The 14,058-nt window shown below is 56.8% G+C and carries 13 protein-coding genes; 7 read left to right on the top strand and 6 right to left on the bottom strand.

Annotated features, from left to right (window positions below):
• Positions 1 to 151: 151 nt before the first annotated feature.
• The 5 genes from pckA to AC2FAJ_RS22265 all read right to left on the bottom strand — a co-directional run bounded on the left by pckA (position 152) and on the right by AC2FAJ_RS22265 (position 6,315).
• Positions 152 to 1,771: a phosphoenolpyruvate carboxykinase (ATP) gene (pckA, locus tag AC2FAJ_RS22285; RefSeq protein WP_041911911.1), complete on the bottom strand. Its 1,620-nt coding sequence runs from the start codon at positions 1,769 to 1,771 to the stop codon at positions 152 to 154.
• Positions 1,772 to 2,127: 356 nt separating this feature from the next.
• Positions 2,128 to 3,012, bottom strand: coding sequence for an Hsp33 family molecular chaperone HslO (hslO, locus tag AC2FAJ_RS22280; protein ID WP_161495995.1), 885 nt, complete (start codon positions 3,010 to 3,012; stop codon positions 2,128 to 2,130).
• 18 nt (positions 3,013 to 3,030) lie between these two features.
• Positions 3,031 to 3,432, bottom strand: coding sequence for a ribosome-associated heat shock protein Hsp15 (gene hslR / locus AC2FAJ_RS22275; protein ID WP_207119891.1), 402 nt, complete (start codon positions 3,430 to 3,432; stop codon positions 3,031 to 3,033).
• A complete protein-coding gene (gene yrfG, locus AC2FAJ_RS22270) occupies positions 3,429 to 4,112 on the bottom strand; it encodes a GMP/IMP nucleotidase (protein WP_060573440.1) in 684 nt (227 codons plus the stop codon). The genes hslR and yrfG overlap by 4 nt, the downstream gene beginning before the upstream one ends.
• A gap of 67 nt (positions 4,113 to 4,179) precedes the next feature.
• Positions 4,180 to 6,315 (bottom strand): intracellular growth attenuator family protein, encoded by a 2,136-nt coding sequence (locus AC2FAJ_RS22265; protein ID WP_028014667.1) that lies wholly within the window; start codon positions 6,313 to 6,315, stop codon positions 4,180 to 4,182.
• 322 nt (positions 6,316 to 6,637) lie between these two features.
• Here AC2FAJ_RS22265 and nudE point away from each other — a divergent pair, with 322 nt between their 5' ends.
• The gene (gene nudE, locus AC2FAJ_RS22260; RefSeq protein ID WP_028014666.1) at positions 6,638 to 7,198 is read left to right on the top strand and encodes an ADP compounds hydrolase NudE; all 561 of its coding nucleotides are present in this window, start codon (positions 6,638 to 6,640) and stop codon (positions 7,196 to 7,198) included.
• A 79-nt stretch (positions 7,199 to 7,277) separates the two neighbouring features.
• Here the strand turns inward: nudE and mrcA are convergent, their stop codons facing one another.
• Positions 7,278 to 9,830: a peptidoglycan glycosyltransferase/peptidoglycan DD-transpeptidase MrcA gene (mrcA, locus tag AC2FAJ_RS22255; protein ID WP_028014665.1), complete on the bottom strand. Its 2,553-nt coding sequence runs from the start codon at positions 9,828 to 9,830 to the stop codon at positions 7,278 to 7,280.
• Positions 9,831 to 9,950: 120 nt separating this feature from the next.
• On the opposite strand from mrcA, the gene AC2FAJ_RS22250 reads away from it, so the two are divergent.
• The 6 genes from AC2FAJ_RS22250 (at position 9,951) to aroK (ending at position 14,029) form a co-directional block, all read left to right on the top strand.
• A complete protein-coding gene (locus AC2FAJ_RS22250; protein ID WP_319880940.1) occupies positions 9,951 to 10,727 on the top strand; it encodes a DNA utilization protein HofM in 777 nt (258 codons plus the stop codon).
• Complete coding sequence (locus AC2FAJ_RS22245; protein WP_485454530.1) at positions 10,724 to 11,218, top strand: PilN domain-containing protein; 495 nt, start codon at positions 10,724 to 10,726, stop codon at positions 11,216 to 11,218. The genes AC2FAJ_RS22250 and AC2FAJ_RS22245 overlap by 4 nt, the downstream gene beginning before the upstream one ends.
• 3 nt (positions 11,219 to 11,221) lie before the next feature.
• On the top strand, positions 11,222 to 11,677 hold the full coding sequence (locus AC2FAJ_RS22240) for a HofO family protein (protein WP_041911918.1): 456 nt from the start codon (positions 11,222 to 11,224) through the stop codon (positions 11,675 to 11,677).
• Positions 11,667 to 12,071, top strand: coding sequence for a HofP DNA utilization family protein (locus tag AC2FAJ_RS22235; protein WP_041911919.1), 405 nt, complete (start codon positions 11,667 to 11,669; stop codon positions 12,069 to 12,071). Before AC2FAJ_RS22240 ends, AC2FAJ_RS22235 begins: the two co-directional genes overlap by 11 nt.
• Complete coding sequence (gene hofQ, locus AC2FAJ_RS22230; protein ID WP_485454529.1) at positions 11,983 to 13,221, top strand: DNA uptake porin HofQ; 1,239 nt, start codon at positions 11,983 to 11,985, stop codon at positions 13,219 to 13,221. The genes AC2FAJ_RS22235 and hofQ overlap by 89 nt, the downstream gene beginning before the upstream one ends.
• Positions 13,222 to 13,507: 286 nt before the next feature.
• On the top strand, positions 13,508 to 14,029 hold the full coding sequence (gene aroK / locus AC2FAJ_RS22225) for a shikimate kinase AroK (RefSeq protein WP_003861630.1): 522 nt from the start codon (positions 13,508 to 13,510) through the stop codon (positions 14,027 to 14,029).
• Positions 14,030 to 14,058: the final 29 nt, after the last annotated feature.

The raw sequence follows: 14,058 nt of genomic DNA, 5'->3' as shown, positions 1-14,058 counted from the left end.
TGAAGAAAAAGTCGATCACCATGGGTAAAGGATGTTAAAAAGTGTTCACCATGTCCCCGAACACCTGTCTACCATGTCCCCGGACTGTACACCCACGGGGAGAGGGAGAAAACATTAAAAAAGGCAACTTTCGTTGCCTTTTTGCTTTTACCTACAGCTTCGGACCCGCGCTCACCAGCGCAGCGCCCGCCGGGGTATCGGTGTACTTCTCGAAGTTCTCGATAAACAGCTTCGCCAGAGATTCCGCCTTCTCGCGCCACTGTTCCGGCGATCCGTAGGTATTGCGCGGGTCGAGGATACGCGTGTCCACACCCGGCAGTTCCGTCGGAATGGCCAGATCGAACATCGGCAGCGTGAAGGTTTCGGCGTTATCCAGAGAACCATCCAGAATGGCGTCGATAATGGCGCGGGTATCTTTGATAGAGATACGTTTGCCGGTGCCGTTCCAGCCGGTATTCACCAGGTAGGCCTGCGCGCCGGATGCCTGCATGCGTTTCACCAGCACCTCAGCGTACTGCGTCGGGTGAAGCGACAGGAAGGCTGCACCGAAGCAGGCGGAGAAGGTTGGGGTTGGCTCCGTGACGCCACGCTCGGTACCCGCCAGCTTGGCGGTAAAGCCAGAGAGGAAGTGGTACTGCGTCTGGCTGGCGGTCAGGCGGGAAACCGGTGGCAGCACGCCGAACGCATCCGCCGTCAGGAAAATCACCTTCGTGGCATGGCCCGCTTTTGACACCGGCTTCACGATGTTGTCGATGTGGTAGATCGGGTAAGAGACGCGGGTGTTTTCGGTTTTTGACGCATCGTCGAAGTCGATAGAGCCGTCGGCACGCACGGTGACGTTTTCCAGCAGCGCGTCGCGGCGGATCGCGTGGAAGATATCCGGCTCGGCCTCTTCAGACAGGCGAATGGTCTTCGCGTAGCAACCGCCTTCGAAGTTAAACACCCCGTCATCGTCCCAGCCGTGTTCGTCATCGCCAATCAGACGGCGTTTTGGATCGGTGGAGAGCGTAGTTTTCCCGGTGCCGGAAAGACCGAAGAACACCGCTACGTCGCCTTTCTCGCCGACGTTCGCCGAGCAGTGCATAGAGGCAATACCGCGCAGCGGCAGCAGGTAGTTCATGACCGAGAACATCCCTTTCTTCATTTCGCCGCCATACCAGGTACCGCCGATCAGCTGAATACGTTCGGTCAGGTTGAAGGCAATGAAGTTTTCGGAGTTCAGACCCTGCTCTTTCCACTGTGGGTTAGTGCATTTCGCACCGTTCATCACGATGAAGTCAGGTGTGAAGTCCTGCAGCTCTTCGTCGGTCGGACGAATAAACATATTCTTAACGAAATGCGCCTGCCAGGCCACTTCGGTAATGAAACGCACGGAAAGGCGGGTATCGGCGTTAGCGCCGCAGAAAGCGTCGACAATGAACAGACGCTTACCGGAAAGTTGATGGGTGACGAGCCCTTTCAGATGCTGCCAGGTTTCCGGGGAGAGCGGTTTGTTGTCGTTCTTCCCTTTGCCCTTGTCAGCCCACCACAGCGTATCGCGGGTAGTTTCGTCTCGGACGATATACTTATCTTTCGGCGAACGACCGGTAAAGATACCGGTATCGACGGCGATAGCACCAAGGTTCGTCAACACACCGCGCTCGTATCCTTCCAGTGCTGGATTGAGCTCTTCCTGATACAGCGTATCGTAATCGGGGTTGTAGACGATTTCCTGGACGTCGTGAATACCATAAGCCTTGAGATCTTGCGGGGTTAAACCAGTAACACGCATATCACTGCTCCTTAGCCAATATGTACTGCCTGAAATTGTAGGGTTTTTCTGGGGATGTTAACCGCGACGGGGCTCATAGATTTGTGCATCTGGATAAAACCCTTACTAACGGAAAACGCTGCGACTCCAGTCACAGTGCAGGCGGATTATCGCAGGAATCGCTTTTTGGTTGGGGAAAATGTTCCGAAAAGGTTAAGAGGTGGTGATTTTATCGGAGAGAATGTGAATGTAATCGCATACATGTAAGTAAATTACGTAAGAGTTACACAGGGAAAACGATTCAGCTTTTGGGGGATTTTTGCCCCTCACCCTAACCCTCTCCGCAAAGGGGAAAGGGCAGGGTGAGGGGTAGCGTATTAATGAACCTGCGGATCCGCCGGAGAGGCGTTATTGCGGATTTCAGCGATATCCATTGAATTGAACACGTAGTGCGTACCGCAGTAGTCACAGTGCATATCAATTTCGCCGTCTTCAGCCATGATGCTGTCGATCTCTTCATCCGGCAGAGTTTTCAGTGCGCCAGCGCAGCGCTCGCGCGAGCAGGTGCACTTAAACTCCACGGACTGCGGATCGTACACGGTCACTTCTTCTTCGTGGTACAGACGCCACAGCACGTCGGTCGCCGACAGGTTGAACAGTTCTTCCGCCTTGATGGTTTCGGTCAGCGTCGCCAGATGCTCAAAGTCATTGGTCTGCGCGTCCTGCGCTGGCAGAACCTGCAGCAGCATGCCGCCCGCAGCAGGCTGGCCGTCCACTTCACCGGTACGGATGAACAGACGCGTCGGCAGCTGTTCGGAGCGCATGAAGTAATCTTCCAGGCAGGCTGCCAGGGTATCGCCTTCCAGACCGACCACGCCCTGATAGCGTTCACCTTCCTCCGGGGAGATGGTGATCACCAGGTAGCCATTGCCCACCAGCGTTTTGAGATCAGCATTTTCAGGAACGTCGCCCTGAACGCGCGCTACGCCGCGCATCTGCTGCTGGTTATTGCCGTTGATCACTGCCAGCGTCATCGGGCCGTCACCCTGCAGCTGCACGGTGATATCACCTGCAAACTTCAGCGTTGCGGTCAGCAGGCTGGTGGCAACCAGCAGTTCGCCCAACAGGGTCTTCACCGGCAGCGGGTAGTTGTGGTTTTCCAGAATCTGTTTCCAGGTTTCGGATACGGTGACCAGCTCGCCGCGCACGGCGAATTGTTCAAACAGATAGCGGTGTAATTGGTCGTGTTGGGCCATTTTCATCTCTCGTGCGGGTGAGGGTTACTCGCTCTCACCGTGTTTAAATTTCATCAGATCGCGGCGCTCTTTTTTATCCGGTCGCCGGTCCGGGTGGGGCATGGTCAGCGCATTCATTTTGCGCGCCAGCGCGGTCTTCTCTCGCTTTTCAACGCTTTCAGCCGTCTCTTCGTAAAGCAGTACGGCTTCCGATGCGGGCCGCCGCTGTTCGGTAATGGCTTTAATCACTACCGTACGTTCGTCGTTGCCCTGGCGCAGCGTTAAGATGGCGTTCAGCTCAACCAGCTTGCTCGGCTTGCTGCGCTGGCCGTTGTAATGCACTTTACCGCCATCAACCATTTCACGGGCAAGGGCGCGCGTTTTATAAAAACGGGCTGCCCACAGCCATTTATCCAGTCTTACCCCATCTGAGGGCTTTTCTTTCATGGCGTCTCCTTCACGGCCAGTGAGGGGATCATCTGGCGGTAGTCGTTCAGTCCCGGATGGCGCAGATAGCTTTTTTCAGCCAGGCCAGAGTCAGGATTAGTGACGCCCAGACAGTAGCGAATGCCAAACGTTGCCGCAGAATCCAGAATAGGCTCGCTGTCGTCAATGAACAGCGTGCGCTCCGGCTGCAGGCCGGTCTCTTCCTTCACCGCATGCCACAACCGCTGATCCTCTTTCGGATAACCAAATGTGTGGGTGGAAAGTAATAAATCAAGGTGCGACGCCAGTCCCGTATGCTCCAGCTTCACGGCCAGGTTATGTGGATGCGCGTTAGTCAGCAAAATACGGCGCTTGCCGCTTGCTTTCAGCGCGTCCAGGAAGGGAACCGTATCTTCGCGCAGCACGGCGCGTGGTCCCTGGGCAGTGGTCATGGCACAAATATCCAAACCGAGGCGCTCGCTCCAGTAGTCCAGACAGTACCAGTTTAGCGTATGTTGCACCGCGCTATATTGCGAACGAATGAACGCCTGCGCTTCTGCCGGGGAGATACCCTGCTGCTCACCATAGGTTTCCGGCACCAGCTTTTGCCAGAAATAGTTATCAAAGGCGAGATCGAGCAGCGTGCCGTCCATATCCAGCAGAACGGTGTCGACCTGCTGCCAGTCGATATCAAGATGCATAGGGGGGAACTCCAGCCAGAAGAAACGTGCGCGACAGGGTAGCACATCTTGTCGCGCAACGACGTTATCAGATCAGGCTCTCAGAGGAGGGGATCAGCTTAGGATTGAGGCAATTCTCATAATATTGCTGGATCTCCGCCAGACGCGTGCGGGAGCGCTGGTAGCGGCGCAGGGCCATAAAACCGTTCCAGAAAATGGCGATCAGCATGGCGATCATCAGCAGAGAGGTGCCAATGTAACGCCACAATCCTGCGCTGTCCGGCATCCGGTGCAGGCCGATATGGCGCGTGCCGTTGGCGTCGGTGTAGATGCTTGTGACAATCCCTTCGGCACTGAACGGCGTTTGCATCAGCATCTGCGCCAGACGCTGGAACTGGCTCCACTGCTCCTGGGCCGGGTAGTCATAAAGCGCTACCTGCGGGTAAGGCTGATCGACCAGGTCGCTGCCTTCATCGCTGGCAATCACAAAGCCGCCCGGTGCCGGACTGTTGAGCGCCTGAGCCGCCCGGGTGGTTTCGCGCATCATAAACGGCGATGTCGAGGTGGCGACCAGGTTATCAAGCGATTCCGCGCTGACCGGACGCAGCAGCACGTTGACGCCATCCAGTCGTCCCGCCTCGGCGCGTTTCACCAGCGAGTCCCAGTCTTTACTGTTCCCGAGGTTAACCAGCGCGTTCTTGAGGCGTATGCACTCATCCTGCGAGGAGCATAAGTCCTGGGTTTTCAGGACAATGTCGCCAAAATCATCCAGCAGAATCATGCCTGATTTCTGAATAGCGGAACGCAGCGCGGGGCTGACGCGTGAATCATCGTCCGGTTTAGGGTGCAGCTGGCGGTTGACCGTCTGGGTCAGCGCCGTGGCTTTATTCACTACTTCGGATTCCGGCAGCGGCAGCGGCGGGGCGTCGTTCCAGATAATTTGCGAACAGTCGAACGGCGTGAACGGTGAATTCTGGCGCGTGTTCCACGCCCCCGGGGTATGGATATTACACATTCCGGTGCCTTTCAGGCGCAGCGTATCGCCCACCCGTACACCCGCTTCATCGAGCTGGTTGACGCTGGTCGCCTCGATGGTCTGCGCGCCTTTGATCCACGACAGGGTAAATTTGATGGGCATATCCAGCGGCACGAAAAGCAGCAGCATGATAAACACCAGCCCGGCGCCGGCGGCGATGACCGTGCTGCGGAGCCAGTGCTGAAGCGGGAAATTTTTCACTTCATCATGCAGAGAAAGGAAGCGCCCCTGTCGCACAACGTGGCGGTCAAGATAGATATCAATATCGGTTTTCTGCCCTAAATCCTGCGCAATCCACGGTTGCCAGTGGCGCGGGTAGATCAGGTCGATAATCCCGAGTGAGATATTGTTGAGATGCTCCTGATCGTTCTCACCGAACAGGCCCCAGCGCTTTGGCGTGCCACGCAGGCAGTGGATCTCCCGCAGCGAGGTTTTGGCCGGTGGGGCAAAGAGCCCCCACAGCCCGGCCGCAAGAAGCAACACCGCGCCACCCGCCAGCCATGGGACAAAGACGTCCGGCGTCAGCAGGCAGACAAAAAAGAGCAGGAAAGCGGCAACGATCAGGATGGCTTCACGAATACCGTCCGGACGGCTCAGGGCGTACTCTTCATGCGTCTCCTGACGAATATTCAGCAGCTCAATCTGCTCGGTCTCTTCACCACGAATAGAGGCCTGCGTTGAACTCGCGCGTTCCAGCGCAAAGCGCGGGGCTTCGTGAAGATAGTCATTCAGGGTATGGCCGTTGAGCGAGATTACCAGCGGCAGCGAATCGGTGTGAATCAGCTCAACGCTGTTTTCGTCGTTAATGTACTGCTCCCAGGACGGAGGCAGATGCACCTCAACCGAATCCAGGTAGTAGCGCCACTTGTTGGGGTCGTCAGTCGTAATGCCGTAGCGCGTGATGGAGCGCGTCACGCAGAGCACGGTGTCACTTTGCGCGTTAAGCTTAAGCGCCACAGGTGCAGTCGTGGCTCCCGTCGGCCCAGGCGTTAACTGAGAACGGTTCAGCGTTTCGAGATAGTTTTCAACTGCATCGCGCTCGTCTTGCGTCAGTTTACGCGTTGTCGCACCCGCGAAGGCATTTAAAAAGGGCAGCCGGTAACGGCGCTGTATGCGTCGCCTGTACAGCCACCCTGCAATCAATGCGCTGACCAGCATAGCAGCGAGAACAATCAAAATGGTGCTCATGCTTTCCCCATCTTACTTATCTTACAGGTGTAGTCAGTAGCACCTTTACATTGAATGAGAGTCTGTGGCTGGCTATCGGCAAGTATGGAGTCGAACTTGAGCATTCTAAAGCGCATCCCAGTGACCGGTGATGATAGCAAAGCCTGTCATGGCGCGATATCAGCAAATTCCTGGAAACATTTCAAGCTCTTGACATTTGTTTTGAATTGAGGATTGAACCCTGCTGCGTTGCATAAATGTAAATAAAGAACAATTGACATTGCCGAAACCGTGCGGCATATCGCACAATAAAGCCAGTTCACACTGCTAAGACCCCATCAAGATGAGCAAACCACTACAAAAACCCACCATTCTGCACGTTGAAACTGTCGCCAAATCGCGCCTGTTTAACGTCGAGAGTGTGGATCTGGAGTTCAGCAACGGTGTGCGTCGTGTTTATGAGCGTATGCGCCCCTCTTCGCGCGAAGCGGTGATGATTGTCCCTATCGTCGACGATCATCTGATTTTGATCCGCGAATACGCCGTGGGGACGGAATCTTACGAGCTTGGGTTCTCGAAAGGGCTCATCGATCCGGGTGAAACGGTCTTTGAAGCAGCAAACCGCGAGCTGAAAGAAGAGGTGGGTTTTGGCGCGAACGAACTGTCGTTCCTGAAAAAACTGAGCATGGCGCCGTCCTATTTTTCCAGCAAAATGAACATTGTGGTGGCTGAAGATCTCTATCCTGAATCGCTGGAGGGAGATGAACCAGAGCCGCTGCCGCAGGTTCGCTGGCCGCTGGCGCATCTGATGGATCTGCTTGAAGACCCTGACTTTAACGAGGCTCGCAACGTGAGCGCGCTGTTCCTGGTTCGCGAGTGGCTGAAGGGGCAAGGGCGGCTGTAGGCCATAAAAAAGCCGGGTGGCGGCTTCGCCTTACCCGGCCTGCAATTCTTTGCCCGGTTTTTACCGGGCATTTTTATGCTTAAAACAGCTCGTGCGTCTCGCCGTTATCAATAATCTCTGTACCCACCTCATGCACCGCCTGTGTGGTTGGCTGCGTACCTTCGATGAAATACTCGGCACGGCTATTACCGCCGTTAGCGAGCTGGCCGGTGCTGCGGTCAATATTGACCGTCACCACGCCCGGTGGCGGCGTCAGCGGCTGCTCCGGCACGCCTTCAAGAACGGATTTCATGTAGGCATCCCAGGCTGGCTGCGCGCTTTTGGCGCCGCCTTCGTAGCCGGAAATCTGATCTTTAATCGCGCCGGATGCCGTGGTACGGCCTAAATCACGGCGATGATCGTCGAAACCGATCCAGACTGACGTCACCACACCCGGCCCATAGCCGGAGAACCACGCATCCTTCGAGCTGTTAGTTGTCCCGGTTTTACCGCCGATATCATGGCGCTGCAGATCGCGCCCTGCTCGCCAGCCGGTACCCTGCCAGCCGGGTTCACCGAAGATGTTGGTGTTCAGCGCGCTCTTGATCAGGAACGCCAGCGGCGTGTTGATCACGTGCGGGGCGTACTCCTGCGCGCCGGTCTGCGCCACCAGCGACTGGTTAGCCTGCTCCAGCTGCGGCTGCGGCAAGACGATATTTGGCTGCTCCTGAGAAACGGCAGGGTCTTCCATGTCCTTGTTTTCGAGCACCTCGGATTTCGGCGTGTTGCCGTAAATGACCGGAATATCACACTCAGGGCAGGCAATTTTCGGCTTCGCTTCAAACAGCACGCCGCCCTGGTCGTTCTCGATTTTGCTGATGAAGTACGGGTCAACCAGGAAGCCGCCGTTGGCCATCACCGAGTATCCGCGGGCGACCTGAAGCGGCGTAAAGGAGGCTGAGCCCAGCGCCAGCGACTCGGTGCGAACGATGTTCTGCGCCGGGAAGCCGAAGCGCTGCAGGTACTCTGCCGCATAGTCGACGCCCATCGCGCGCATGGCACGCACCATCACCACGTTTTTCGACTGCCCCAGACCCTGGCGAAGACGAATAGGACCGGCATACTCCGCAGGAGAGTTCTTCGGCTGCCAGTCGGAACCGGCACCGGCATCCCAGCGGGAGATCGGCACGTCGTTGAGGATGCTGGCAAGGGTCAGTCCCTTATCCATCGCAGCCGTGTAGAGGAACGGCTTGATGTTGGAACCCACCTGACGCAGCGCCTGCGTGGCGCGGTTAAATTTGCTCTGGTTGAAATCGAACCCGCCGACCAGCGCCATTACCGCCCCGTTCTGTGGGTTGATGGAGACCAGAGCCGAGTTCACATCCGGTACCTGCGCCAGCCACCAGGCATCGCCTGACTTGCGCACCCAAATCTGCTGCCCGGCCTGTACCACGTCGGTCACCTTGCGCGGCGTTGGCCCCTGCAGGGTGTCCGAACGGTATGGACGCGCCCAGCGAATACCGTCCATGCGCAGGGAGACGGACGTGCCGTCCGCCAGCGTCGCAACGGCTTCCTGAGGATCGGCCTGCGTCACTACGGCTGGAAGGAGCGGACCATAGGTTGGCAGCGCTTTCAGCGTGCTGGTGATTTTTTTGCTGTCCCATGCGCTTTCGCCCACTTTCCAGAGCACGTTCGACGGTCCGCGATAGCCGTGACGCATATCGTAGTCCATCACGTTATTGCGCACCGCGTCCTGAGCCGCCTGCTGCACTTTACGGGTAACGGTGGTGTACACGCGATAGCCATCTTCATAGGCCTTGTCGCCATAACGACTCACCATCTCCTGGCGCACCATTTCGGTCAGATAAGGGGCAGAGAAGGCGATCTCAGGGGCGTGATAATTGGCGTCAATGACGTCGTTACGCGCCTGGTCGTACTCGCTCTGGCTGATATAGCCTTCGCTCAGCATACGTGACAGGACGACATTACGACGTGAGGTAGCGCGATCGAGCGAGTAAAGCGGGTTAAACGTGGACGGCGCTTTTGGCAGACCGGCAATGGTTGCCATTTCGCTTAGGGTGAGTTGTTCAACAGGCTTACCGAAGTACACCTGCGCGGCTGCCCCCACGCCATAGGCACGGTAGCCCAGATAGATTTTATTGAGGTACAGCTCAAGGATCTCGTCCTTGTTCAGCAGTTGCTCAATACGGATCGCCAGGAACACCTCTTTGATCTTACGCGTCAGCGTCTTTTCAGGGCTGAGGAAGAAGTTACGCGCCAGCTGTTGCGTAATGGTGCTCGCCCCCTGGGAGGCGTGACCGGAGAACAACGCAATGCTTGCGGCACGGAAAATCCCGACCGGATCGACACCGTGGTGCTCGTAGAAACGGCTGTCCTCCGTGGCGATAAAAGCTTTCACCATCACGGGGGGAATTTGGTTTAAGGTCAGCGGGATACGACGCTTCTCGCCATACTGCGCCATCAGCTCGCCATCGGCGCTATAGACCTGCATTGGGATCTGGAGACGCACATCGCGGAGCGTGGCGACATCAGGTAGCTGTGGCTCAATATATTTGTACAAACCGTAAATCGAGCCTGCTCCCAGCAGAATGCAACAGACTGCAAGGATGAATAAATACTTTACGAACTTCACCGGAGATTTCCCATTTGGTTTCACTTGGGCAGTTTCTAAACAATCGCGCGGTAGTATAAAGGCAAGCCTGATTCATTGATATAGCCGTCAAGGCGACGGGCGATAAGGAGATCGTGAAGCATGGCTTTCAAAACATGGCAAACGGGCGTTCATATTCAACAGGATAAGGTCCTGATTACGGCACTGGTCCGGGAGAGAGGCGGCTGGTGCTTACGCCGCTGGTGGGCCATTTCTCTGGCCGAAGGCATCATTCGTGACGGCAAAATTTGTCAGCCAGAAGCGCTGGCCGATGCCTTACGCGACTGGCGAAAAGCGCTCCCGCACTACCACCGGGTATTTCTCTCCTTTCCTGCTGCACGGACTCTGCAAAAAACGTTGCCCCGACCGGCTCTTGCATTGCGCGACAGCGAGCAGCTCTCGTGGATGGGGGCTGCGCTTTCGCGCGAACTGGAGATGTCGACAGAGTCCCTCTGTTTCGACTACACCCAGGACACCTTCAGCAATACGTTTCACGTGACTGCCGCACAAAACAAAGAGGTTGAAACGCTTCTTGATCTGGCGAAAACGCTACGTTTGCGGCTGGCGACCATCACCCCGGATGCCAGCGCGCTGACGAACCTGCTGCCTGCGGTAGCGCCGACGCAGTGCGTCGCCTGGCGAGATGCGCACCACTGGCTGTGGGCTATGCGCCATCAGTGGGGGCGTCGTTATACCACTGAAGCAGAAAACATCACTGAGCTGGCGGCGCTGCTGGCCCTCAACCAGAATGACATCGCGCTCTTTGATGCCGAACGAACCCCATGGGAAACGCTGCAGCGCTGGCATGCGCCTCTTCCCGAATGCGGGGCTGACTATACCGTCGCGCTGGCGCTGGCCATGAGCGAGGTGCCTGAATGAACGTGACCAACCTCCTGCCCTGGCGTCAGCAGCGGCGCGCGCGATGTCTGCGTTTCTGGGGCGGCGTATTTGTCGGCGCATTGCTGCTCATGCTGATGGCCGTTTTTAGCGTAAGGATGAATCATCTGATAACGCTGCGCGCGCTACAGGCTCAACTGGCGGGTACGCAGTCCGTGCAGCGTGGTCTTGTGTCTCGCCAGCGGCCCACCCCAGAGGTGCAGAACCCTGCGGGCACGCCGCAACGCCGCGCATGGCAACCGGTGCTGGAGTCACTTTCTGAGGCCATGCCTGCGCAGGTATGGCTGACAGAGCTGCGTTATCAGCCTCCTGCTCTGATGTTGATCGGCTATGCCACTACCCTGCAGGCGCTTTCTGCCTTGCGTAATGGGATGGAGCACATAGACGGCTTTACGCCCGGTTCTGAGGGGGAACTCCGGCAGGATAGCCAGGGGCGCTGGATGTTCACTCTGCACCTGAAAAGCGAGGGGTAATGCGTGGAGACCTTGCTAGAACGCTGGTGTGAAAGTCGTCCCTGGTGTCGGCTGGTCTGCGGGGGGCTGGGTATTCTCCTGATGGGCCTGACAGCATGGGGTGTATTGCTCCGGCCAGCAGAGAGGCAGTGTGCGGATCAGCGGCAGCAGGTGAGCCAGGCGGCGCGGACTAACGCGTCGCTGTGGCCCACCGCCAGTCAGGTGCCGTTTAGCCCGCAAACCCGGACGGCACTGGAGGTAAAGCCCTTTTCACCGCTCGATTTTCAGGGGGAGGGTACAAGGCTCCTTCACTGGAAGCCGTTGCAAAACGGTGGTGAACTGGCGCTGGAGGCGCAGTGGCAGGCGATCCCGCCTCTTTTTTCCCGGCTGGCGCAGCGGGATGTGCGGGTCGCTGCTTTCACGCTTGCGCCACAAAGTACGGCGTTACGCCTGAGGCTGGAGCTGGAACATGCGAAATAGCGCGAGATACCTGCTGGTTTGCTCGGCGCTGCTGTTGACCGGCATGCGCGATCCGTTTCGCCCGCCGGACGACCCCTGCGCCACAGCCGAACTGGCACAGTGGCACTACCGCGGAATGGTGGGAGGGCAGCAGCGCGTTGGTATTTTGCTGGATGGGCAACGGCGCTGGCATCGTCTGAAAGAGCACGAACGTTTCCCGGCGGGCTGGCGGATAACGGCCATCAATGAAACGGAACTGGTTATTGATGTGGGTGACACATGCGATCCCGAAGAATGGGCGTGGCAACGAGAAGGAAAGGATAAAAATGAAGTTAAGGATAGTGCTGTTGCTGCTGGCGTTCAGCCGCCCGCTGTGGGCCGCCGCGCCAAAGCCGGTCACGCTGGTGGTGGATGACGTGCCGGTGGTTCAGGTGCTACAGGCGCTGGTTGCGCAGGAGAACCGTAATCTGGTGGTATCGCCGGATGTCGGCGGCACGCTCTCGCTTAACCTGACGCGCGTTCCCTGGCGGCAGGCGTTACAGACGGTAGTCACCAGCGCCGGACTCGTTTTACGAGAGGAGGGCGGTATTTATTATGTCCATACCGCGGCCTGGCAGCGTGAACAGCGGGAACGTTTAGAGCAGGAGCGAGCGCGTCGACAGCTTGATGCTCCGCTGGTCTCGCACAGCATCCCATTTTCTTATGCGGATGCCGGAGAACTGCAAAAAGCGGCTGAAAAGCTCCTGAGCCCAAAGGGGAGTTTATCTGTCGACAAACGCACCAACCGTCTGCTCATCAGGGATAACCAGGCGGTGCTGGAGGCGCTGCAGCAGTGGGCGGCTCAGATGGATATTCCCGTCGAGCAGGTCGAACTGGCGGCGCACATTGTCACCATTAATGAAAAAAGCCTGCGAGAGTTGGGGGTGAAGTGGAATCTTGCCGAGGCCACTGAGGCGGGCAAGGTTGGACAGCTCACGACGCTTGGCAGCGATCTTTCCGTGGCCAGTGCTACCACGCATGTGGGGTTTAACATCGGGCGGATTAACGGCAGGCTGCTGGATCTGGAGCTCTCTGCGCTGGAGCAAAAACAGCAGGTCGATATCATTGCCAGCCCGCGGCTGCTGGCCTCGCACATGCAACCGGCCAGCATTAAGCAGGGGAGTGAGATCCCGTATCAGGTTTCAAGCGGTGAAAGCGGGGCGACCTCGGTGGAGTTCAAAGAGGCGGTACTCGGAATGGAGGTCACGCCGGTAGTATTGCCCGGTGGGCGCGTGCGCCTGAAGCTACACATCAGTGAAAACATGCCGGGACAGGTGCTGCAGCAGGCCGATGGCGAAACGCTTGCCATCGATAAGCAGGAGATAGAAACCCAGGTGGAGGTAAAAAGTGGAGAAACGCTGGCGCTGGGGGGAATTTTCTCGCAAAAGAACAAAACCGGCAGTGACAGCGTGCCCGGGCTTCGGAGCATCCCCTGGTTGGGACAGCTTTTTCGCCATGATGGAAAAGATAATGAGCGGCGTGAGTTAGTGGTGTTTATTACGCCACGTCTGGTCGGTATTCACTAACGGGTAACGATCCCCGCAATGATTTTGCATTCAGTTTGTTGCAGATGTTTGACGTGGGGCATGAATTAGCATACAAGGAGTACCGATTTGAGTTGGACTTACGTCTTATTACCTTATGCGTCCGGCGCGGTGATTTAATCAGTTGCCAAACAAGCCGGAGTATTGAGATAATTTTTAGTCTGACTCTCGCTCTATTGCATATGAGGTTTCAGTTCATGTCCTGCTACGCCGGGTGTCTGCGAAGCGGGGATTACCATTAACGAATAGTCTTAGTAGTACCGATAAAATGGCAGAGAAACGCAATATCTTTCTGGTTGGGCCTATGGGTGCCGGCAAAAGCACTATTGGGCGTCAGTTAGCTCAACAACTCAATATGGAATTTTACGATTCTGATCAAGAGATTGAGAAACGAACCGGAGCTGATGTGGGCTGGGTTTTCGATGTAGAAGGCGAAGAAGGTTTCCGTGACCGAGAAGAAAAAGTGATCAACGAACTCACGGAAAAACAGGGCATCGTACTGGCAACAGGCGGCGGCTCTGTGAAATCTCGCGAAACCCGCAACCGTCTCTCCGCCCGTGGCGTAGTGGTCTATCTTGAGACGACCATTGAGAAACAGCTGGCACGTACGCAGCGCGATAAAAAGCGCCCGCTGCTGCAGGTTGAAACGCCACCACGCGAAGTTCTGGAAGCGTTGGCCGACGAACGCAATCCCCTGTATGAAGAGATTGCCGATGTGACCATTCGTACTGACGATCAGAGCGCTAAAGTGGTTGCAAACCAGATTATTCATATGCTGGAAAGCAACTGATTCTGGCTTTATATACACTCGCCTGCGGG

The organism is Enterobacter cloacae complex sp. 385G4 (assembly GCF_057320665.1).
This window is presented reverse-complemented; position numbering and strand designations above follow the sequence as displayed.

Coding starts and splice junctions, on each gene's coding strand:
- AC2FAJ_RS22235 (WP_041911919.1), top strand. CDS start 11,667: ATGCGAAATAGCGCGAGATACCTGCTGGTTTGCTCGGCGCTGCTGTTG.
- aroK (WP_003861630.1), top strand. CDS start 13,508: ATGGCAGAGAAACGCAATATCTTTCTGGTTGGGCCTATGGGTGCCGGC.
- pckA (WP_041911911.1), bottom strand. CDS start 1,771: ATGCGTGTTACTGGTTTAACCCCGCAAGATCTCAAGGCTTATGGTATT.
- hslR (WP_207119891.1), bottom strand. CDS start 3,432: ATGAAAGAAAAGCCCTCAGATGGGGTAAGACTGGATAAATGGCTGTGG.
- AC2FAJ_RS22245 (WP_485454530.1), top strand. CDS start 10,724: ATGAACGTGACCAACCTCCTGCCCTGGCGTCAGCAGCGGCGCGCGCGA.
- yrfG (WP_060573440.1), bottom strand. CDS start 4,112: ATGCATCTTGATATCGACTGGCAGCAGGTCGACACCGTTCTGCTGGAT.
- nudE (WP_028014666.1), top strand. CDS start 6,638: ATGAGCAAACCACTACAAAAACCCACCATTCTGCACGTTGAAACTGTC.
- AC2FAJ_RS22265 (WP_028014667.1), bottom strand. CDS start 6,315: ATGAGCACCATTTTGATTGTTCTCGCTGCTATGCTGGTCAGCGCATTG.
- AC2FAJ_RS22250 (WP_319880940.1), top strand. CDS start 9,951: ATGGCTTTCAAAACATGGCAAACGGGCGTTCATATTCAACAGGATAAG.
- hofQ (WP_485454529.1), top strand. CDS start 11,983: ATGAAGTTAAGGATAGTGCTGTTGCTGCTGGCGTTCAGCCGCCCGCTG.
- hslO (WP_161495995.1), bottom strand. CDS start 3,012: ATGAAAATGGCCCAACACGACCAATTACACCGCTATCTGTTTGAACAA.